The 20,666-nt window shown below is 38.6% G+C and carries 19 protein-coding genes; 6 read left to right on the top strand and 13 right to left on the bottom strand.

Annotation, left to right across the window (positions count from 1 at the left end):
- Window positions 1–364 precede the first annotated feature (364 nt).
- Together ACYQ03_RS16335 and ACYQ03_RS16330 are read right to left on the bottom strand one after the other, a co-directional pair.
- Complete coding sequence (locus tag ACYQ03_RS16335; RefSeq protein WP_459911023.1) at window positions 365–1,237, bottom strand: CoB--CoM heterodisulfide reductase iron-sulfur subunit B family protein; 873 nt, start codon at window positions 1,235–1,237, stop codon at window positions 365–367.
- 1 nt (window position 1,238) lies between these two features.
- Complete coding sequence (locus ACYQ03_RS16330) at window positions 1,239–1,841, bottom strand: 4Fe-4S dicluster domain-containing protein (RefSeq protein WP_459911022.1); 603 nt, start codon at window positions 1,839–1,841, stop codon at window positions 1,239–1,241.
- Between the two features lie 548 nt (window positions 1,842–2,389).
- On the opposite strand from ACYQ03_RS16330, the gene ACYQ03_RS16325 reads away from it, so the two are divergent.
- Together ACYQ03_RS16325 and ACYQ03_RS16320 are read left to right on the top strand one after the other, a co-directional pair.
- Window positions 2,390–3,124, top strand: coding sequence for a YkgJ family cysteine cluster protein (locus ACYQ03_RS16325; RefSeq protein ID WP_459911021.1), 735 nt, complete (start codon window positions 2,390–2,392; stop codon window positions 3,122–3,124).
- Window positions 3,125–3,220: 96 nt separating this feature from the next.
- Window positions 3,221–3,598 (top strand): YlbF/YmcA family competence regulator, encoded by a 378-nt coding sequence (locus tag ACYQ03_RS16320; RefSeq protein WP_459911020.1) that lies wholly within the window; start codon window positions 3,221–3,223, stop codon window positions 3,596–3,598.
- 58 nt (window positions 3,599–3,656) lie between these two features.
- Here ACYQ03_RS16320 and ACYQ03_RS16315 read toward each other — a convergent pair whose 3' ends face one another.
- From ACYQ03_RS16315 to ACYQ03_RS16300, 4 genes are all read right to left on the bottom strand, one after another.
- The gene (locus tag ACYQ03_RS16315; RefSeq protein WP_459911019.1) at window positions 3,657–4,355 is read right to left on the bottom strand and encodes a response regulator transcription factor; all 699 of its coding nucleotides are present in this window, start codon (window positions 4,353–4,355) and stop codon (window positions 3,657–3,659) included.
- 574 nt (window positions 4,356–4,929) lie between these two features.
- Window positions 4,930–5,652: a YwiC-like family protein gene (locus tag ACYQ03_RS16310; RefSeq protein ID WP_459911018.1), complete on the bottom strand. Its 723-nt coding sequence runs from the start codon at window positions 5,650–5,652 to the stop codon at window positions 4,930–4,932.
- 135 nt (window positions 5,653–5,787) lie between these two features.
- Window positions 5,788–6,249, bottom strand: coding sequence for a stalk domain-containing protein (locus tag ACYQ03_RS16305; protein ID WP_459911017.1), 462 nt, complete (start codon window positions 6,247–6,249; stop codon window positions 5,788–5,790).
- A gap of 96 nt (window positions 6,250–6,345) precedes the next feature.
- Complete coding sequence (locus tag ACYQ03_RS16300) at window positions 6,346–6,750, bottom strand: hypothetical protein (RefSeq protein WP_459911016.1); 405 nt, start codon at window positions 6,748–6,750, stop codon at window positions 6,346–6,348.
- A gap of 253 nt (window positions 6,751–7,003) precedes the next feature.
- On the opposite strand from ACYQ03_RS16300, the gene ACYQ03_RS16295 reads away from it, so the two are divergent.
- The 3 genes from ACYQ03_RS16295 to rarD all read left to right on the top strand — a co-directional run bounded on the left by ACYQ03_RS16295 (window position 7,004) and on the right by rarD (window position 10,251).
- Complete coding sequence (locus ACYQ03_RS16295) at window positions 7,004–8,494, top strand: oligopeptide:H+ symporter (protein WP_459911015.1); 1,491 nt, start codon at window positions 7,004–7,006, stop codon at window positions 8,492–8,494.
- A gap of 142 nt (window positions 8,495–8,636) precedes the next feature.
- Window positions 8,637–9,266 (top strand): trimeric intracellular cation channel family protein, encoded by a 630-nt coding sequence (locus tag ACYQ03_RS16290; protein ID WP_459911014.1) that lies wholly within the window; start codon window positions 8,637–8,639, stop codon window positions 9,264–9,266.
- A gap of 22 nt (window positions 9,267–9,288) precedes the next feature.
- Complete coding sequence (gene rarD / locus ACYQ03_RS16285) at window positions 9,289–10,251, top strand: EamA family transporter RarD (protein ID WP_459911013.1); 963 nt, start codon at window positions 9,289–9,291, stop codon at window positions 10,249–10,251.
- A 280-nt stretch (window positions 10,252–10,531) separates the two neighbouring features.
- On the opposite strand, the gene ACYQ03_RS16280 is transcribed toward rarD, so the two are convergent.
- From ACYQ03_RS16280 to ACYQ03_RS16250, 7 genes are all read right to left on the bottom strand, one after another.
- Window positions 10,532–11,143 carry a LysE/ArgO family amino acid transporter gene (locus tag ACYQ03_RS16280; RefSeq protein ID WP_459911012.1) on the bottom strand — a complete coding sequence of 204 codons (612 nt, stop codon included), beginning with the start codon at window positions 11,141–11,143 and terminating at the stop codon, window positions 10,532–10,534.
- A 205-nt stretch (window positions 11,144–11,348) separates the two neighbouring features.
- Complete coding sequence (locus tag ACYQ03_RS16275) at window positions 11,349–12,728, bottom strand: N-acetylmuramoyl-L-alanine amidase family protein (RefSeq protein WP_459911011.1); 1,380 nt, start codon at window positions 12,726–12,728, stop codon at window positions 11,349–11,351.
- Window positions 12,729–12,870: 142 nt separating this feature from the next.
- Window positions 12,871–14,115 (bottom strand): dicarboxylate/amino acid:cation symporter, encoded by a 1,245-nt coding sequence (locus tag ACYQ03_RS16270; protein WP_459911010.1) that lies wholly within the window; start codon window positions 14,113–14,115, stop codon window positions 12,871–12,873.
- Between the two features lie 159 nt (window positions 14,116–14,274).
- Window positions 14,275–15,480, bottom strand: coding sequence for a threonine synthase (locus tag ACYQ03_RS16265; RefSeq protein WP_459911009.1), 1,206 nt, complete (start codon window positions 15,478–15,480; stop codon window positions 14,275–14,277).
- A 26-nt stretch (window positions 15,481–15,506) separates the two neighbouring features.
- A complete protein-coding gene (locus ACYQ03_RS16260) occupies window positions 15,507–15,890 on the bottom strand; it encodes a RidA family protein (RefSeq protein ID WP_459911008.1) in 384 nt (127 codons plus the stop codon).
- A 19-nt stretch (window positions 15,891–15,909) separates the two neighbouring features.
- Complete coding sequence (locus ACYQ03_RS16255; protein ID WP_459911007.1) at window positions 15,910–16,572, bottom strand: helix-turn-helix transcriptional regulator; 663 nt, start codon at window positions 16,570–16,572, stop codon at window positions 15,910–15,912.
- A gap of 418 nt (window positions 16,573–16,990) precedes the next feature.
- Window positions 16,991–18,643, bottom strand: a complete 1,653-nt coding sequence (locus tag ACYQ03_RS16250) for a putative bifunctional diguanylate cyclase/phosphodiesterase (protein ID WP_459911006.1) — start codon at window positions 18,641–18,643, stop codon at window positions 16,991–16,993.
- 188 nt (window positions 18,644–18,831) lie between these two features.
- Here ACYQ03_RS16250 and ACYQ03_RS16245 point away from each other — a divergent pair, with 188 nt between their 5' ends.
- Window positions 18,832–20,625 (top strand): MutS family DNA mismatch repair protein, encoded by a 1,794-nt coding sequence (locus ACYQ03_RS16245; RefSeq protein ID WP_459911005.1) that lies wholly within the window; start codon window positions 18,832–18,834, stop codon window positions 20,623–20,625.
- Window positions 20,626–20,666 lie beyond the last annotated feature (41 nt).

Below are 20,666 nucleotides of genomic sequence, written 5' to 3'. Positions count from 1 at the left end.
GAATACAAACACTTATGGAGATGCACCCTTGGTCGATGTTTCTTTCCGTAACGAGCAATTAACCAATTTTCCAATCAATTAACCTGCCAGGATTGCTTATTACTGAAAATTGGCTAAGGTCAATTTCGCCACTTTTAGTCTGCAATCAATAGAACGAGTTATGTGACTTTCAATTGTGAACCCGTTACATTCTCAACATCCCCATTCTTATCTATCTAGCAATGGGTTCCATTAGGTACTTTCTTTTTGTTTGTGATTTTCTTTACTTTCTTATTCTATCTATATTTCGATATTCCTGCTAACTTTCATAAATTTTATAAGATTTTGTGCAAAAAATAATTATCTTTTTTTCTATTCTTCCACATTATGCACCAATACTTTGCAAAGCCTTATTAGGGGATACAATGCAATAATCCAGTGCTGCTTTATGATTATCTAAACCAAAGGCAAGAGCCATTAGCTGGGTGAAGAATAAAATTGGTATGTTATAGTTGGTCCCATACACTTTATTAACCTTAATTTGATAGGCATCTAGGTTCATTTGACACAGAGGACATGGGGTAACAATTAAATCTGCTCCCGCATCATAGGCACTTTTTAAAATCGGATATAGTGCGGAAACTGTAACCTCGGGAGAGCTTAAGGCCATTGCTCCGGTGCAGCATTTTAGTTTGTGAGAGAAATCAACAGGTTCTGCCCCTAGGGAGTCAATAATATTGTCTAAAAAAGTGGGATTTTCCCAGTTGTCAAATTCCCTAAGGGCCCTTACTGTTTGGCAGCCAACATAACCAGCTACCTTTAGACCCTTTAAAGGCTTGACCACTTTAGATGCAATAGTTTCTAAACCTACTTCAGATACCATTACATCCAACAACAAACGTACATTTAACCCACCGTTGTAGTTTAGACCATCTTTACTAAGGGCATCATTAGCCTTGGCTTTAAACTGTTCATCCTTAAACTTTTTATTGACGTTCCCTAATATAGCATAACAGGAACTACAAGTTGCCACAACATCTTCTCGACCATCTTTTTCCGCTAGGGCCAAATTTCGAGAAGCTAACACATCAGCAGCAAACTGACCAATTACACTAGATGTCACAGTTGAGCCACAGCAATTCCAATCCTCGATTTCCTTCATTTCCAACCCTAATACCTTTGCCACAGCAATAGTAGAGTGATGGTAACTAATAGCCGTTCCTTCACTGGCACAGCCCGGGTAAAAAGTATACTTCATACTAGTGTCCACCCTCCTTCTGGGCTATTTCTAAAGCTCGGTTCAATACATCCCGTAACTTATTAGGGTTTTTGACGCCCTTTGGAGGTAATAACGTCAACCTTCGATGAAGCATCATATTCTTACCAACATCCTGCATATCCAAGGCCATTTTAATAAAACTTTTAAGACCAATTTTAAGTCCATAGTTTAAGGTGAGTCCACCTTCCCAAATGCGTCCGCGCTTAGAAACATCCTTTGCATAAACCTCAGCCATTGCTTGGGAATTATGCATGTACCCACTCTCCACAGCCAGATGCCGTAGATCGTGCATTACATCCATCATTGGAACTCCGCGGGGACAACGACAGGCACATGTATAACATGAAGTACATAACCACATAGTATTGGCTTTTAACACTTCATCTTTGCGACCTGCCCGAATCAGCTGAATTATCCGTCTTGGGGAAAGATCCATTTTTTCTTTGAGAGCGCAGGTTGTGGGGCAAATTCCACATTGCATACACATCTTAACCCATTTACCATTTTCCATTTCATAAACTCTTTTGGTAAATTTGGTATCATACTTCACCACGCCTCTATCTTTTGCAATAGCTTCTGACATGAATTCCCTCACTTCCCTTCGGGCATTCTTTTCTGTTAGCTTGGCCAAAAGCGATCTGAAATTGGATATTCGAAAGATTAGCCCTCTGAACTTGTGAATATCCGAACACGAAGTAACGCAGTTATGCCCTGAGACACCTCCTTAGTATATTACTATAATAAATATAGTTACTTTTGGGAAAATGGATTTTTTTGAATAAAATAAGCAGTATTTGATGTATTATGTTTCATAATATATCACCACTATATTTTTATGACAAGCAGAAATTATCCTCTAATTTTAAAGAAATTTCGTTAATTACTCCACTTGCTTGAAATTACTGCAAAAAATTGTCGTTTACTAGACGTTTGATTGTGCTTTAAATAACTATATTCTAGGTATTAAGACATTTTCCTTTAAGTTTTGGCAAAAAATATTCCAACCCTGTTTTTATTCACAAGTAACTTTATAAAAATTAACTCCTTCTTTTAAATTCGAGCATCGCCAGTTAGGTAGTTATTTGTTATAATTAGTACATAGTCAGGAAAAAACATTAAGGAGATGGATCTATGCTGCAACAGGTAGAATTGTATACTGCTCTAAGTAAAGCTGAACAAAACAACTTATTTACCAAACTCGCCGAAGTCTATGAAGCGCTCCCTAATACATCCTGCACCGGCTGTGCTACATGCTGCAATTGGGGTAGTCCTCCGGCCTTTTTTATCGAATATTTAAATTTATATAAATATATTAGAGACAACCAAAGGTCAGAGTGGCAGGGCATTGTTAAAAAGTCTGCCGAATATTTTTACTTAGAATTGGTAGATCCTAATCAAAAATGCCCTTTCTTAAATGATGACAAGAAATGCTCGGTTTATGAGGTGCGTCCCTTTTCTTGTCGTTCCTACGGATTATTGTCAAAAAAAGATTTCGAAACAGGTAACCGTGGTTTGCAGCAACTGGCAAAAAAACTTAAAGAAGACTATGATCTGGTTATCCCTCAAGAAATTATTGATTACGAAATTCCCTGGTGTGACAAAGTCACTTCTGATGTTGGTTCGTACATGGCAAAATCAACTTTGGCAGGTTATGCTGCTCAGATTGGGACTCTAGACTGTTATTATTTTCCTCAAGATTTAGTTGACCAAGAGGGCTCACTACTGCCCTATCCGATACACCTAGCTAATACCGTTCTAAGTACAGGTGCCAGAGCCCGTAAAATAAAGATCATGAAACAATATACCGAGGGCAGCAGGGAATTATTGGATGGTATATTGAACAAGGCTCTGGATTTCCAATTTTAGCGATTACCTATTCTCGTCTTATTTAGGATTTCCTTAGATATGCCCAGAAGGATTTACTCTACATGTGAAGAACCTATCATTTAGGAGGTAGATACAATGACAAAAATCAATGCAGCTCTCGATATGTGTGTGGAATTAGGAAAGTTCCTGTCAGAAACTGAAGAATATTTAAATGTGAAGAAGGCAGAAGTTGGTCTTTTGCACGACAAAGATGCTCGTAATTTAGTTGAGGGTTTACAAAAACTGCAAATGGAGATTCAAAAAAAGAAATTGGCTGGCCTAGAGATAACTGAGAATGACAAGAAAAAAATGCAAGATGCAGAGGCTCAAGCCATCCAAAACCCCTTAGTCAAAGCTTCCTTTGAAGCACATGAAAAATTCCAAGGTATTATGTCCTTAGTAAGTGCAAAGATACGGGAAGGTATCCGTGCTAAAGAACAGCCCCAATTTGTCGAAGATGACAATGTTGACTAAACCATTGATAAATAAAAAACAATGGCTTGCGGTGACGCAGGTCATTGTTTTTTAATTTCTATTCTTTGGCCGCTTCAAATTTATAGCCAACTCCCCATACTGTTTTAATTAATTCTGGTTTTGCCGCATCCCTCTCAATTTTTCTCCTGAGTCTCCGAATATGTACCGTAACTGTATCTTCATCACCCTCAAAGTGGCTTTCCCATATCTGTTCTAAAAGTTGCAATCTGGAAAATATTTGGTTAGGATGGGATGCCATCAACCATAGCATGTCAAATTCCTTTGCCGTTAAGGTGATTTCCTGTCCCCATATCCGAACTAGACGTGTGGCGTATTCTATGTAGAAATTTGGATACTCTAATACTTCTTTGTTTTTTACCTCCGGTACTAACTTGCTTCTTCTGAGCACAGCCTTTACTCTTAGGGCTAGCTCCGCAGGACTAAATGGTTTGGTCTGATAATCGTCTACACCCATTTTGAAACCTACAATCTTATCCACGACATCATCTTTAGCAGATAAAATAATGATGGGTACATCAACTTTCATTTTAATTTTCTGGGAAGCCTCTAAACCGTCAAGGTGAGGCATCATAATATCCATAATGACAAGATCTGGTTTCATGGTTGTAGCTAACTGAACAGCTTCTTCACCATTTTTAGCGGTAATAACCCTATACCCCTCTTGTTCCAGACTATGAGAAACAATTTTAACAATTCTATGATCATCGTCTGCAATTAATATGGTCCCATTGCTCATGATTAACCTCCAGCAGAAGCATTTTACTAATAATTTGGACAGATTCAGGATAAAATCCTTCTATACTAACAATTATTTTTTTATATGCAGATCCCATCCAGTACAATAGTCTAGTAAAACTCTTCCTTAAATTAGGTTAATATAAAATAGCCACTTTTTCCAGACCCATATTTTGTGGGTTTTTCTTTTTTTTCAACTTATCCACATAAAAATTCCCTTGTCCACAGAGTTATACACAATTTATCCACTAAGATGTGACAAAATACGTTGGTCAGAGGGGCATACCCTTTAGGTTTTAGGGCAAAATATTAAATATAATTATGAAAGAATTGAAATTGGGTGATCCAATGAGTGAGAAAAAATATTGTTCAAACTGTAAAAAAAATGTTACCCCGGTTAAAAAATGGTCATGGGCTTGGTTCCTAGCCCTGATACCAATTTACCCCATTTATTACCGTTACTTTGCGCCAAAAATTTATTGCCCATTTTGCAACAAAAAAATCGCTGGTATGATTTAAATAAATTTCTCTCCTTTGTTAATGAACAGCCGCCAACATTTTATTATGAGACGTTTTTACAACCTTAAATAACTAATTATACCTATCGTAAAAAATATTGAATTTAATATCTCAACTTTACCTATTTGCAACGGGGTCATTTCTCTTTTACAAAATGCTAAGGACCTGTATAAACTAGGTACAAAAGCCAAAGAAAGCAACCATTGGGCATTGATCATAGGAATAAACACTAACAGACAATGGTAAAACCATGAGCAATAGAGAAATGACCTATTGCTCTTTTCCCTAATTTTAGATTTAACAAAAAACACACTTCCAGCAAAAAACAAAACACAATAAATCCAAGCCCAGAAGGCTTCCCATGTCCACGCACCTACAGAAACATACATACTGGCCACAGCTCCCAACGCTAGAGATGCAATGGCACTTAAATTATTTACAAATTCACGTTCCCGTTTAGCTTTCGTAAAATATAGGTTTAACACTGATAAAGGAATAAGAAGTAAACCTAAAGCCAACAACTCCCAATGAAAATATAATGGAATCAATAGGAAAACAGCCCCGGTAATAGCATAAATAGCTAACCATTTGCCAAAAATATTAGTCTTATTGGAATTCCTTATAATCATTAGTAGTGGGTATGAAGATAAATAAAAGAAAAACCCACCTATAAAAAGGGGCAAATGCAACCAGGTTGGTCCGTTGGTGACTACTCCCACGACGAAAGGTACAACTAGCATAGCCCATGCCCCATGTTCCTTTGGCAAAACAATAGTCATTTCCATTCACCTCTGATGTAAGTATAGCTAATTGCGAATGAAAAGTATGTGCTAAACATTACATTGGAGACCGGTAATTTTGACTAAATCACTGACAAGAGTAATTTTATGCTATGACCTTTCAACTGAATTTTACTAGGTCTGTGATATTAACACGGTCTTACTGGCCTCATTCCATTGCACTTTATAAGCTAACGCCTCAGCGATCCAACGGGCGGGTAAAAAGGTGCGACCATTTTTCATTATAGGACCAACATCCAGTTCCTCTACATAGTCATTCTTAATAGCTTGGTCAATGCCAAGTTGTAATTGCAGAGTAGTATTGCCCTTTTTCAAAGTTACCGTTTGAAAAACATCATTCCACTGAACACCTTGGTCTGAAACACCACAGGCATAGGCCAGAAAGCGAATTGGTACAAATATTCGTCCATCCTCGATAAATGGTGCAGCATCCATTTCGTATTGAGTGCTGCCAATCATGTACTTACTTATATTGAGGTAAAAAGTAGCATTACTCTTACTGAAAGATGCCGGAACAGTCGTTACAGTGCTAAATGTTAAGGCTATTGTAAACAATGCTGACAAGAACTTTTTCATAAAAACCACCTTTCAAGATTACTCCTACTTCATTAGACGAAGCTTTCTACTTGATGGTTCATGTCAATCCTTGCCAACCCCCTAAAGATAACTTTATCACTTCATTAGAACAGCCAAAAGTCCTAAGGGATTATTTAATAACAAGACGTCAGTAACATCAAAGTTCAAGGTAATATCTTTTTTCATATCCAAGGGAACCACTTCTAGAGTCACAGTGGCTTGAGCAGTAGTACCTTCTATTGATATGTCTCGAATATCGGATAATTTAACGTTGTTTTTTAATTTATTGACTAGTTTTTCAGCAACAGGAGTAGCATTTCCGACATATTTCTTTACAACCTCCATATCACCTTTGTTAATACCCTCAACTAATTCACTAACTGCTTTACGAACATCCTGCTCAGTTAGCTGTTTTTTAATAGCTTGACTATCTTCCTGACTGACGGTACAACCTGTAAGCAAAAGACAAATTAGCAACGTAAAAGACAACAAATGTTTCATAAATATCCTCCTTTATTGTGGCTAAGCTAGTAGGAATTTATTATAACACAATTTAGGACATTATTAGCAAGGCCTGGATTTGCTGTTATTTATTATAATTAATCCCTTAATGTAGGAAGAAAATTACATAAAAAATAACATCGACTAACGAATGTAATAATAGTAAAATATTCTGTGTCTGATTCACTGTGCAAATATATGCACATTTATTTGACAATGGTCTTGGCCTGTATATTTTTTGAGGAGGAGAAATATGTCTAACAGCAATACTAGTTTAAAACAACCACGTCCCTTTTATATGATATTCTTTTTAGAGATGTGGGAACGCTTTGGTTACTACGGTCTTCAGGCTGTATTAGCAACCTTTTTTGTTAAATCCCTCGGTATGAGCGATGCAGAATCCTTTACCATTTTCGGTGCATTTAGTGCAATGGTATATGGTTTTGTGGCCATTGGAGGCTTTATTGGGGATAAGGTACTAGGTACTAAACGTACCATTGTATTGGGTGCCATTACTATGATGCTTGGTTATATCTTAATTGGTATGGCCACCTTCGATAAAAGTCTGGTTTATATTTCCCTAGCCCTTGTAGCTGTGGGTAACGGATTGTTTAAAGCAAACCCTTCAAGTTTACTGTCCAAATTGTATGCTAAGGACGATCCACGCTTGGACGGGGCCTTTACTTTGTATTATATGTCGGTAAACATCGGCTCTTTTATTTCTATGATTTTGGTTCCTGTTTTGGGCGGAAAATATGGTTTAAGCGTAGGCTTTTATGTCTGTGCTGCTGGCTTATTCCTTTCTCTGTCCAGCTTTTTCTTTTTCCGCAAGTTAGTTGATGGTATTGATTCCCCTGCAGGCTTAGCTCCTTTAAATATACGAAATCTTGCATTGGTTTTAGTAGGTGAAGTAGCCCTAATCGGTTTCTCTACCTATATGCTGCAAAACTTAACTGTGGCACATTGGTTGTTATTATTGGTTGGTATTACTGTATTCGCTATCTTTTTTAAAGAAATCTTCAAGAGCCAAGAACATGAGCGCAGTAAAATGATTGCTGCCGTTATCCTGATGGTCCAGGCGGTTGTGTTTTTTACCCTGTACCAACAAATGCCTACATCACTAAACTTTTTTGCTATCAAAAACGTGGAGCATTCCCTGTTAGGTATCAACATTCCCAACCCAGAAGTATTCCAGTCCCTAAACCCCTTCTGGATTGTTCTAGCCAGCCCAATTATTGCTTACCTCTACTCCGTCTTGGGTAAGCAAGGCCGTGACTTATCCATGCCGGGTAAATTTGCTCTGGGTATGGTCCTATGTGCCATTAGCTTTTTAATCCTGCCTCTGGGTGCCAACTTTGCAAATTCCCAGGGCATCGTTTCCGTTTGGTGGTTGGTGGCCAGTTACGGATTTCAAAGTATCGGTGAACTATTAATCAGTGGTTTAGGTCTAGCTATGGTAGCCAAGCTGGTTCCCCAGCGTATGGTAGGCTTTGTTATGGGTGCCTGGTTCCTTACCACCGCAGCCGCTGGTGTTATTGGTGGTTGGGTGGCCTCTCTCACTGCAGCTCCCGAAGGTGTCACCGATCCTTTACAAACCTTGCCTATTTACTCCAAGGTATTTCTGCAAATTGGTGAAGTTACCGCTGTAGTGGCAGTGATAATGATTTTAACAGTACCTATTCTTCGTCGCATGATTGAAGGTAAACCCAAAGAAGATGAAATGAATATTCAGCAAGTTGCCTAAGACCACCTAAATCCCGGGGTTGATCCCGGGATTTATCTTTTTATAAATCATTAAATAAGTATGTGCAAAAAATCTTTTTGTTGAAAATATCTTACTTATTGATAAAATGTATTCTGGGTATTAATTTTACAGAGGGATGAACATGACATTATTGGCATTACTTGATATGATTGGTACCTTTGCCTTTGCAACTACAGGAGCTCTGGTGGCAGTAAGAAAAGACATGGACTTATTTGGTATAATTGTTCTTTCCTTCGTCACGGCCATTGGTGGTGGAACAACCCGTGATGTACTACTGGGCAATACGCCAGTATTCTTTTTATACCAGCCCTCCTATTTTTATATCTCCCTGGCAGCCGCCTTGTGTGTTTTCCTTTTCCACCGGGAATTGTTTAAGATTAACTCTATAGTTTTAATCTTTGATGCTTTAGGCTTAGGGCTCTTTGTATGTGTAGGTATTTCCAAAGCCTTAACCACCAATACCTCTTTTACTGGGGCAGTCATTTTAGGGGTGGTCACAGGAACTGTTGGCGGTATTATTCGTGATTTGTTGGCTGGCCAAATACCTACTGTCCTGGTTAGGGATTTCTATGCTCTTATCTGTGTAGTTGGTGGAATCCTGTACGTTTATCTCTATCAGTTAAAGATCCCCGAGGATATAAACCTTCTGGTAAGTGCAAGTGTTATCTTCGTGTTGCGCTTAGCTGCTATTAAGTTAAAATGGAACTTTGTTAAGGCTCCACGATCATCCCTACTTCAATCTAAATTCTAAACAACCTAATGAGGTAATTACTATGGATATTAAAAAATCAAACAGTCACTCCCATGGCATACTAACCGTAGGAGGTTCATATCTGCTTTGGGGTATCTTACCTGTTTATTGGAAACTGGTACAAAGTGTCCCCTCCCATGAAATTTTGGCCCACCGTTTTCTATGGTCCTTTGTTTTTGGCCTTTTACTATTGTTAGTTATTGGCAAGTTTCGATCCTTCATCAGTGAACTTCACCACATTGTCATACATCCTAAAGTGCTTTTTACCATGTTTTTAGCCTCGGCTTTAATTAGTGTAAACTGGTTCACCTATATTTGGGCTGTTAATCATAATCACATCATAGAAACAAGTCTAGGTTATTATTTAAACCCTTTGCTTAGTGTTTTGCTAGGGATCATTATTTTAAAAGAAAAACTATCCTTTTGGCAAATGCTATCTTTCTTTTTAGCTGCCATCGGAGTTTTGAATATGGCCTTGCACTCCGGTGCTATGCCCTGGATTGTGATTACCTTGGCTTCAAGCTTTGCCTTATATGGGTTAATTAAAAAAATGGTCAATGTAAGTGCCATCACTGGCATAACCGTTGAAACGCTGTTGATGACACCCTTTGCCCTATTATATTTGTATTATGCTCATAATAATGGTGTCAGTTCCTTTGGTTTGGATGTTCCTCATATATCATTGCTCTTAATGGGAGCCGGTGTAGTTACAGCGGTACCACTGATTCTGTTTTCCAGTGGAGCAAAACACCTGCCTCTCTCCTTAGTAGGTTTTTTACAGTACATTTCTCCCACAATGGCATTAATTTTGGGAGTTTATATTTACCATGAACCCTTTAACAGTGCACATTTACTTTCATTTTCTATTATCTGGTTTGCCTTACTTATTTTTTCTCTAGCCAAAACTATGCCCTTTGTTCAACTGGAAAATATCCTTTTCAGGAAGTTTTCCGATAAAAAGCGACAGGCTACTTATAAAAACTAAGCTACCGCTAAGTCATAAGACCCCTTTAGGATATGGCGAAAGCATTATGATATGGTAAATTATCGTGCTTTCTGATTTGAAACATTTATTGTTATTACACTTCATTATTATTGATTTTTTTTAAACCAAGGTACATAATAAATTTGAGGAGTCTTCTATGCCGCCCTGCAGCGTAATAGCATGTGGGACGGCATCTTGTTTTTATTCCCCCCGCTGATACAACATCTTACACACCTTCTCAAATATCGGTTATTAATACACGTTCCAGAGTAATGAATGTCTATCTAATGAAAGTAATTATAAGGTAAACCGCTGTTGCCCAAATAATTAATGCGGATATTTTATTTAATCCCTTCAGCCACTTCCCATCCCTGTCTATCTCCTCTACCAATCTACCTGCCACTGCTAGGCCAAAAAACCAAAGCCAGGAAACAATAATTGCCGCTAAGGCAAACACCCACTTGCTGCTACCAGTATAATGAAGTGAACTGGTGCCAATCACACCTACTGTATCAAGAATGGCATGGGGGTTGAGCAAAGATACTGATGCCGCAAATAGTATCTGTCTTTTAGGCGTCATAGCTTCTTGCTGTTCCTGTTCATTACTTCCAGTTGTACTTTGCCATGTGTTCCAGCCCATGTAGATTAAAAATATAATCCCCACACCAAACAATACAGTTTTTAACCAGAGCATATTTAGAACAAGAATTGACACGCCCAAAACAGCCATAGTTATTAGTAATGTATCGCAAACTGCGGCTGTAATAATGACAGGCGCTGCCCTCCATAGGGTAGGCTGATTGGCACCCTGATTAAAAACAAAGACGTTTTGTACACCAAGGGGCAATATTAGACCAAAGGCCAGCAAAAACCCGTGGATAAAGGCATCCATATGAATCCTCCTAACAATGAAAGTATAAACTTTGCCATCAGCTTTAGGACCTTGGGAGATGGCCTTGGGCTCTTTAATGCCTGTTTACCTAAGGGCCTAAAGCTCATGGCCCAAGACACAGGACCTATATTTTCAGTGGTATATTAGACTAAGTATGATGATAAAGATCAGCCGGGGTAACAAAGCCCCGGCTGATCTTATAAAACTATTTGTTATAAAGACCCTTAAACTGAACAACTGCATCGGCAATGGCCTCAGCTATCAGCATTTGGTTGTTTGCATCGAATAAGAAACTGTCTTCCTGCTGATTAGAGATAAATCCTGTCTCTACTAGAACCGAAGGCATCTTAGTATACTTAATAACATAGAACCCTGCTTCTTTTACCTTACGGTTCACTTGATTGGTTCTAACCAAAATAGCACTCTGGACTAAATTTGCCAGGGTTTTATCACTACCATAAAAAGAGTAGGTTTCTAATCCTGTTACTGATGAGTTAGCCGCAGCATTGGCATGTATACTGATGAAACAAAGGGGATCTGTCTTATTGGCCAATTGAACCCTCTCATCCAGTGAGAGGAATGAACCATCATCTTCTCTGGTCATTACCACAGTAAAGCCGTGGCTTTCAAGAATACTTTTTAATTTCTGAGAAATGCCTAAGTTAACGGTTTTTTCCCATCTACCGCTGGCCCCGATGGTCCCCACATCTTTGCCTCCGTGGCCGGGATCAATGACAACTACATTACTCTGACCGTTCACCACTTTATGAGTGTACCCTACTGCTGGGAGAGGTGCCTCCCGTTTAGTTAAGGTTATAATCAGCTTATCCTCTTCCTGCTTCGCTTCATAGGCAGTGGTACTGCGATCCTTCAATTGAAGTACTACCCTGGCTACATTATTAGGATGGATACCTAATTTAATGGCATCTAAGAACTGACTTTCTATCTCTGGGTCCGCAGTAACCCTTTGGGCTGTATCTGTTAGGTCAAATACAATCCGATCAGGATTCTTTAATTCAAAGACTTTGTTAGTGCCTTGCCCTACCGTTACTTCTATCACCGCTCGGTCTTCAGTTTCCACTAGAGTTACGCCAGTTAGTTCTCTGTTAGCAGTTTCTGGTACAGTCTCATCGTTCGGATTATCTTCGTCTTCATCGGGATCAGTATGCAAAATCCTTTCGATAACGACTCTTTTTTCACTGCCTAACCAATTCACCGTGGCGCCCAGTTGTTCACTGATAAACCGTAAGGGTACCATAGTCCGATTGGCCAGCAACTGCGGTGCCACATCCAGTTGGATTGGTTGCTCATTAATATATGAAGTTTTATTATTGAGTTTTAATTTTAATATAGTTTTCTGGTCATTAATAGTTATAGTTTGGGAACTCTGTTCCCAATCAACATAGGTACCCAGCGATTCAGAGATCACTCTTAAGGGAACCAGTACTCGGCCGTTAATAATTTGTGGTGACACGTCTGTTCTAACCAATTGATTATTAACTATCAACTCTGGAGTTTTTGCCAGGGCCGGTGTTGCCGCCAATAAGAAGCAAATAACGATGATAATGCTATATAGTCTTTTCATGTCTCTCCTCCCCTATCAAATTATACTGTAAAATATAGTAGTTTAGGGGGGCAATTTACATTTTTTTAGGAAATTGGGTTTACTGTAGTTGACCAACCAAACAGCTAAAAGGGTGAGGCTCCAAGAACCTCACCCTTACTTATTATGCAGCTACTTGCTCTTCCATTTCTAGGTTGGTTTCGCCAAGTTCACCTTCCCATTTAGAAACAATCAGAGCAGTGGTATTGTCACCAAATACGTTCAGAGTGGTTCTGGCCATGTCCAGAATACGATCCACACCAGCCACCAGTGCTATACCTTCCAATGGCAAGCCAACAGAGGTAAATACCATGGTCATAACTACCAGTGCCATTGACGGAACACCTACGGAACCAATGGAAGCCAATACTGCCATCAACAGAATGGTTAACTGTTCTGCACCAGTTAAGGGAATATTATAAACCTGAGATACAAATACAGCTGCTAAACCAAGGTAGATGGCGGCACCGTCCATATTAATGGTATTCCCTAAGGGAATGGTAAAGCTGGAAACGTTTTTAGATGCACCTAATCTTTGAGCAGACTTGAGATTCAGAGCCAAAGCAGCCGCACTGGAGCAGGTAGTAAAGGCTACCATCAGGGGCTCTGCAGTGGCCTTAAAGTACTCTGACCAACTCTTACCGGCAATGAATTTTACAGGCAGTAGGTATACTAGGAAGATATGAATAAGGGCGACCAGATACATTGCAGCTATTAACTTAATTAAAGGAAGTAATACAGAGATACCGTTTTTAGCCACTGTAAAGGTGATTAATGCAAAAACGCCATAGGGAGCAAAATTCATAACAGTACCAGTTAATTTGATCATAACATCGGTGATCATTTCAAAGATATTCAAAAGGGGCTTGCCTCTTTCACCGAGGGCATTGAGGGCAAAACCAAAGAATACGGCAAAGAAAATAATTTGCAATAGGTTTCCTTCTGCAAAGGCCTGTAAGGGGTTAATGGGAACAATATTAAGCAGGGTATCTATTACACTGGGGGGTGCTATTTCGTTAGCTTTTAGTCCTTCAGTGGAAAGAGTTAAGCCAACACCTGGTTTTATTAAATTAGCAAAGAAGAGCCCTAAACCTACAGCTACAGCAGTGGTACCAAACATCCAGGCGATACTTTTGGTTGCAATGCTTCCCAGTTTTCGGGAATCACCAATACTGGCTGCCCCAGCCACCAGCGAAGCAAATACAAGAGGAATAACGATCATGCGTATTAAACGAATAAATAAATCACCTATTGGTTTTACATAATCAACACTCCAACCTGCCTTTTGAAAAATAACACCCGCAACTACACCCGCAATTAAACCAATACCCATCTTAGCTGGTAAGCCCATTTTCTTCTCTTGTGACATTTTTCGTCCTCCAATCATATTGTTATATTTATATTTGGTTGGGGGAAACTAAAGTCTTTAGGCAAAGCACCCAATAATTGTTATAAAAATTACAAGTAGCTTTTTTGATTACCCCTGACAAATTAGTTTTGTCAGGGGTTGTTATAAATTAAATCCAGCCTAGCCTTCAATATCCTCTTCAGGTTTTAACAGAGGAACATCTACTTTAACAGTCTCTGGGTACTTTAAACCAGTACCAGTATTCAATAGAACAACCTTCTCATCTTCTTTAATCCAACCCTGTTCCCTTAGTTTTTGTGCTGCAGTGTACAGAGAAGCACCTTCTGGGCAAACAAAGGCACCCTCTTGTGCTGCCAATGTTGCTTGGGCTTTAAGAAGATCTTCATCTTCAATGGCAATGGCACAACCATCTGTTTTATAAATTGCATCAAGTACCATGAAGTCACCCAGGGCTTTGGGTACAGTGATACCAAAGGCACAGGTATGTGCGTTGTTCCAGAACTCAGATTCTTTTTTGCCTTCCTGCCATGCTTTAACAATAGGTGCGCAACCAGCAGCTTGTACAGCCACCAAGCGAGGCATCTTTTCACCAATCCAGCCAATGGCCTGCAGTTCCTTCAGTGCTTTATAAATACCAATAATACCTACACCACCACCGGTGGGATAAAGGATAACATCAGGAACCTCCCAGTTAAATTGCTCAGCGATTTCCAGGCCCATGGTCTTTTTGCCTTCAATGCGATAGGGCTCTTTTAGGGTGGAAACATCAAACCAACCGTATTTAGCTACAGCACGGGCTACAATTTTACCAGCATCACTAATCAGTCCATCTACTAGGTAGAGATCAGCTCCAGTAATGGCACATTCGTTACGGGTAATTTCTGGGGCATCCTGAGGCATTACAATTACGGACTTGATACCTGCTCTAGCACCATAGGTAGACCAAGAAGCACCAGCGTTGCCGTTGGTGGGCATCGCTAAAGTTTTAATTCCCAATTCCTTTGCTCTGGAAACCCCAACTGTGGCTCCTCTGGATTTAAAGGTACCAGAAGGAATAATACCTTCATCTTTTAAATAGAGGTTATTTAAGCCAATGGCAGGACCTGCTTTTTCCATTTTTATCATGGGTGTCATACCTTCACCCAAAGAAACTAAATTCTTTTTATCCTTCATAGGAAGCAGTTCCCAATAACGCCAAAGGCTAGGTTCTCGATCTTTAAGATCTTCCTTATGGAAGTTTGCTTTAACAGCTTCCAGATCATATTGAACAACTAAAGGTCCACCGCATTCGCAAAGCTGATGTACTTCTTCACTGTTGTAGTGTTTGCCACATTTAGCACACTCTAGACAAGTTACGTAACTCAATGAAATGACCTCCTAAGATGAAATTATTATTTAACCAGTACAATGGCTTCGATTTCTACCATCACATTTTTAGGAAGGCAGGAAACCTCTACACATGCCCGGGCAGGAGCCTCTTCTTTAAAAAACTCACCATAAGTTTCATTTACTTTGGCAAACTGATTCATATCATTTACAAACACGGTTGTTTTAACAATATCTTTCAAACTGGCTCCTGCTGCTTCACAAATACCCTGTAGGTTCTTAATGCTTTGTTTGGTTTGTGCCTGTACATCTCCTTCAACCACATTGCCAGTTGCAGGGTCAATGGGGATTTGCCCGGAGATAAACAATAAGTTTCCAACCTTGACCCCTTGAGAATAAGGCCCAATTGCAGCCGGTGCCTTTTCTGTGCTGATAATTTCTTTGTTCATAAAACACATCACCTTTCAACTAAATTATGTTATTGGTCCTGTTGGACCGATCCTCTTCAAGGTAGTTGTATACCGTATACCTAGAAACACCCAGAACTGCTGCTACTTTGTCCACTGCTCCTTTAATCATAAAGACACCTTTTAAATCCAGCTCACGAACAATTTGCATCTTGTCCTCTTTTTGCATATTTTGGACTGGTATGTTCACATTTTTGATAACCTGATCAATCATATTTCCTAAAACTTCAGTAACATCAGATGCAAAGTCTTCACCACTGTCACTGGGCTGCTCTTTATCCCCAAATCCTGCAAAATCTTCAATATGTGCCCTATGGGTTAAAAGATCACTAATGTCATAATTTAGGCAAAGACAACCGATAATTTTCCCTTCTTCATTCCTAGCAAAAATAGTTGATGATTTTAGTATTCGGCCATCCTTAGTGACGTTTTTATAACCAATTAGGTCTGGACAACTATCACCGTATTTCCTTATACCCTCCAATACTACGTTTGTAATGGGAGCACCTTTTTCACGCCTAGTGATAGTACCTGCTACATAAATCAAGGAAGTTTCCGGTGTACGCAAATCATGAACCGCCACTTCACAATACTTACCAAAGGTTTGTACCAACCCCGTAGCAATGGGTATCAAAATCTGCAACTGAGGATGAATGTCTGTCAATTGACTATCTATTATGATTCACCCCTCTTTCAAATTTCGTCTAAAACTCTGCTTTTCTATCCCCATTTCCTTGCGATTGTGATTACAATATCTAAATTAATTCTATTCTTTTCAACAAAATCCTGCTGCTCTTTTAAAATATTTTAATAAGTTTATGAAAAAATTTTTAGTTTTTTATTATTTTTTTGACCACTTGAAAGATGCTTGCTAAAATACTTTTTTCACTTTAAAAAATTTTAATATCCCAAAGAAATATTTAAGTGAGTATATGTCTTCTACATGACTAGATTAAAACCTTCTGCTATTTTAATTTTTTGTAAACTTACTATATTTTTTTAATATAATACTTACCATATTGTTTCAACACAATAAAAAAGGTATGGCTAGTCCTTAAACTCCATACCTTTGGTTGATTGCTTTAAATTTGTGGTTCCCCGAAAGGTTTTCCAATATAATAGCCCTGCGAATAATTGACTCCCAGTTTCTTTAGTTCATTGATAATTTGTTCATTTTCAACAAACTCTGCTACTGTCTTCTTGCCAAGGGATTTGGCAACAGTTTGAATAGCCTGCACAAAGGCCAGTTGAGTAGGGTCTTGATCTATATTACGAACGTAAGACCCATCAATTTTAATATAATCCACTGGTAGTTCACGAAGATAATTAAAGGATGAGAAACCAATACCAAAATCATCTAGGGCAAAGGGACAACCCAGTTCCCTTAATCTATTGATCCAGTGCCCTGCCTGAACAAAGTCCTTTACTGCTACAGTTTCTGTTATCTCAAATCCCAGATGGGAGGCATTGATGCCACTGACAAAAATCTCTCCCTCTATGGTTTGCAGCAGTTTCTTATCTCCTAGACTTACACCGGAAAGGTTGACAAATAGTTTTAATTCTGGATGACTTTTTAGAATTTTAATAGTACTTTCTACCACTAGCCGATCGATTTGGGGCATTAGTCCAAACTTTTCAGCAATGGGAATAAATTCACCAGGTGATAATAACTGTCCCTGTGTGTCCTTTAGTCTTAACAAGACTTCATGGTGAACAATTTGCTGTTCATCATTATTAAGCACGGGTTGAAAATATAAGATAAAGCGGTTTTCTCTAATTCCTGTACGGATAATATCAACCAATTCAGTTGTCCTAGAAATATTGGCAACCTCTGTTTCATTATTAGAAATAAGTACGACCCGATTTTTTCCCCTTTCTTTAGCCATACGCAGAGCAATATCAGCATGGGTCAAGAGTTCTTTGATGTCCAGGGTTCCGTCTACCACTACAACACCGATACTAACTGTTAAGTAGTAGCAAACCCTTTGTTTGACAATACAAATCTCTTCTTGTTCAATGGACATCCGTATTTTTTCTGCTTTTTCATTAACTTGCTTAATATCTACTCCTTCTAGCAACAAAGCAAATTCATCACCCGATAATCGAGCAATAAAATCATCTTGCCCAAGATGGCATTGTAAAGTAGACACAAGCGATATTAAAAGTTCATCTCCCCCTGCATGGCCCAGTACATCGTTTACCAAAGTGAAATTATCTACATCTAAGAGCAATAAAGCTACTTCCCGTCCATCCTTAGACTTCTCAATTGCTGTTTTTAATCTTTTTTCTAGTAAATAACGGTTTGGTATTTTAGTTAAATAATCATGGGTGGCTAGATATTCCATTTGTTTTTCAAACATTTTATGCTCGGTAATATCCTCCACCATACTAAGATAGAATTTATTTCTAATAGTAGATACAACAAGTCGGACCCATATAATTTTTCCATTCTTATGAATATATCGTTTAATCATTTCAGAGGAGTCACATTTTCCTGTTAATATTTGTTGATATAAATTAATACAAGCTTCTAAATCATCAGCATGGGTAATATCTTTATAGGATTTATTAATTAGTTCTTCTGCACTATACCCCAACATTTGCTGCAGTGCTGGATTGCTATTGATTACTTTACCTTGAGTATCTGTCATTACAATACCTATGGCAGCCTTTTTAAAGATGGTTTGAAAATCTTCATTAGTCAGTTGCAATGGCCCAATCTGTTGATCTTTCACTGTTATTTTCACCTCTCTGCGTTTTGCAGAAATAACAAAACTAATTATGTTAATTCCATTAATTTTCCAAAAAAACCTTTATAAATTATGAAAAAAATAACAGTTATAGCTAGGCTTTTAAGAATTTTTGTGAGTTTACATTTTTATGATAGAATAAAGTGGAAATTTAATTTTTTAGGGGTAATTACATGAAGAGTGATATAGAGGAAATATATCAAAGAGGCAAGGAACGTTACAATCATGAGCTTGCCAGGATAAGGAAGAAAGATAATTCTTTTGTTCTATACCGTAGTCTGACAGTCCTAACCATAGTAGGCTTAGGTACCTATGGTTATCTAAAAGATTTATTGTATTTTTATTATTATGTTATTCCATTTATTTTCATGTTTGTAGTATTGGTACAAAAGCATAAAAAAATCAGAAAAAAAATACTTAATTTAGAACACTTAATTCAAATTAATAGTTGGGCTTTGGCTAGACTCTCGGGTCAGTGGACAAGTTTTTCTTCACAGGGCCAGTCATTCATGGTACCGGAACACCCCTATTCTGAAGATTTGAATATCTTTGGCCAAGCTTCCCTGTTCCAATATATCAATGCCGCCAATCTGGTCACTGGGGAACAAGCACTGGCAAAGTTACTTCTTGAGAAGACCAGTTATGAGGAAATAAATTCTCGTCAAAGGGCAATTCAAGAACTAGCCCCCCTTTTATCCTGGCGACAACAATTACAAGCCCTTGGTATGATTACCCAATACCAAAAAAGTGACTTAGCTAAATTCTGGGATTGGGTGCAACAAAAACCCCTGTTGGCCAATAAAAAATACATTTATCTACTGTGGCTACTGCCATTAACAACCCTGATTTTTTTAATTTTAATGTCTAATCGCATAGTTTCTACCTCCGTTCCTTTGGCCTTTTTAATCCTGCAAGTACTATTGGCAATTGTAGGTCAAGTTTTTATCGCCAAATCTTTGCAGGACACCGAAAAAGCTTCAGAAGAATTGGAACGTCTATCCCTGCTCTTAAGACATATTGAGGAAGAGAATTTTCAAGCCCCACTACTGGTGAAACTCCAAAAAAATCTAATACAGATAGATCAAAGGGCCTCGCAGCAAGTCAAAGCCCTGGCAAAAATTGCAGCTATAATTAATCTACGCAATTCTGTAGTCTATCACTTTATTAACGCTCTGATCTTTTGTGATCTGTATACCATTCGGGCGATGGACCAATGGAAATCTGAGTATGGTGAGTCTTTGATACAATGGTTTCAAGTTATCGGCCAATTTGAAGCCCTTTCTAGCCTGGCTACTTTAGCCCATGACAATCCGCATTGGGTCTTTCCCAATGTTTTTGAGGGCGAACCCTCATTTTCAGCCACTGAATTGGGACACCCATTAATTAATGAAGCATCTCGGGTCGCCAACAACGTCTCTTTGCCGCACCCCGGTACTATCCATATTATTACCGGTTCCAACATGTCTGGAAAAAGCACCCTACTTCGCACTGTCGGTATTAATCTAGTATTGGCCTATTCAGGAGCACCGGTATGTGCCAGTGGAATGAGTTGCTGTCTAATGGAAATTTACACCAGTATGCGCATTCATGATAACCTAGAGCAAAACATTTCATCTTTTTATGCTGAACTAAAACGAATAAAAATGGTCATAGAAGCTGCTCAACAAGGCAAACCAATTATTTTCCTATTGGATGAAATATTTAGAGGAACCAACTCCCGGGATCGGATAGCAGGTGCCAGAACAATTATTAAAAACCTGGCAGAACAATCGGTCATTGGCTTTGTTACCACCCATGACCTGGAACTTAGTACACTAGAATCTGAAAGCCTGCAACATATCAGGAATTACCATTTTACAGACAATATCGTGGATAACGAAATGATCTTTGATTATCACCTTAAGAAAGGGGTTTCTCAAACCACCAATGCCATTGCTCTAATGAAAATGGTTGGCATTAAGGTGTAATTTTATAAAGGCCTTGTGCATAAGCCAATGGCGGTTACAGA

The organism is Desulfotomaculum defluvii (genome assembly GCF_054657375.1).
This window is presented reverse-complemented; position numbering and strand designations above follow the sequence as displayed.

Coding starts and splice junctions, on each gene's coding strand:
- ACYQ03_RS16270 (WP_459911010.1), bottom strand. CDS start 14,115: ATGTCACAAGAGAAGAAAATGGGCTTACCAGCTAAGATGGGTATTGGT.
- ACYQ03_RS16330 (WP_459911022.1), bottom strand. CDS start 1,841: ATGTCAGAAGCTATTGCAAAAGATAGAGGCGTGGTGAAGTATGATACC.
- ACYQ03_RS16305 (WP_459911017.1), bottom strand. CDS start 6,249: ATGAAAAAGTTCTTGTCAGCATTGTTTACAATAGCCTTAACATTTAGC.
- ACYQ03_RS16300 (WP_459911016.1), bottom strand. CDS start 6,750: ATGAAACATTTGTTGTCTTTTACGTTGCTAATTTGTCTTTTGCTTACA.
- ACYQ03_RS16245 (WP_459911005.1), top strand. CDS start 18,832: ATGAAGAGTGATATAGAGGAAATATATCAAAGAGGCAAGGAACGTTAC.
- rarD (WP_459911013.1), top strand. CDS start 9,289: ATGGATATTAAAAAATCAAACAGTCACTCCCATGGCATACTAACCGTA.
- ACYQ03_RS16320 (WP_459911020.1), top strand. CDS start 3,221: ATGACAAAAATCAATGCAGCTCTCGATATGTGTGTGGAATTAGGAAAG.
- ACYQ03_RS16310 (WP_459911018.1), bottom strand. CDS start 5,652: ATGACTATTGTTTTGCCAAAGGAACATGGGGCATGGGCTATGCTAGTT.
- ACYQ03_RS16315 (WP_459911019.1), bottom strand. CDS start 4,355: ATGAGCAATGGGACCATATTAATTGCAGACGATGATCATAGAATTGTT.
- ACYQ03_RS16335 (WP_459911023.1), bottom strand. CDS start 1,237: ATGAAGTATACTTTTTACCCGGGCTGTGCCAGTGAAGGAACGGCTATT.
- ACYQ03_RS16260 (WP_459911008.1), bottom strand. CDS start 15,890: ATGAACAAAGAAATTATCAGCACAGAAAAGGCACCGGCTGCAATTGGG.
- ACYQ03_RS16290 (WP_459911014.1), top strand. CDS start 8,637: ATGACATTATTGGCATTACTTGATATGATTGGTACCTTTGCCTTTGCA.
- ACYQ03_RS16295 (WP_459911015.1), top strand. CDS start 7,004: ATGTCTAACAGCAATACTAGTTTAAAACAACCACGTCCCTTTTATATG.
- ACYQ03_RS16275 (WP_459911011.1), bottom strand. CDS start 12,728: ATGAAAAGACTATATAGCATTATCATCGTTATTTGCTTCTTATTGGCG.
- ACYQ03_RS16325 (WP_459911021.1), top strand. CDS start 2,390: ATGCTGCAACAGGTAGAATTGTATACTGCTCTAAGTAAAGCTGAACAA.
- ACYQ03_RS16280 (WP_459911012.1), bottom strand. CDS start 11,143: ATGGATGCCTTTATCCACGGGTTTTTGCTGGCCTTTGGTCTAATATTG.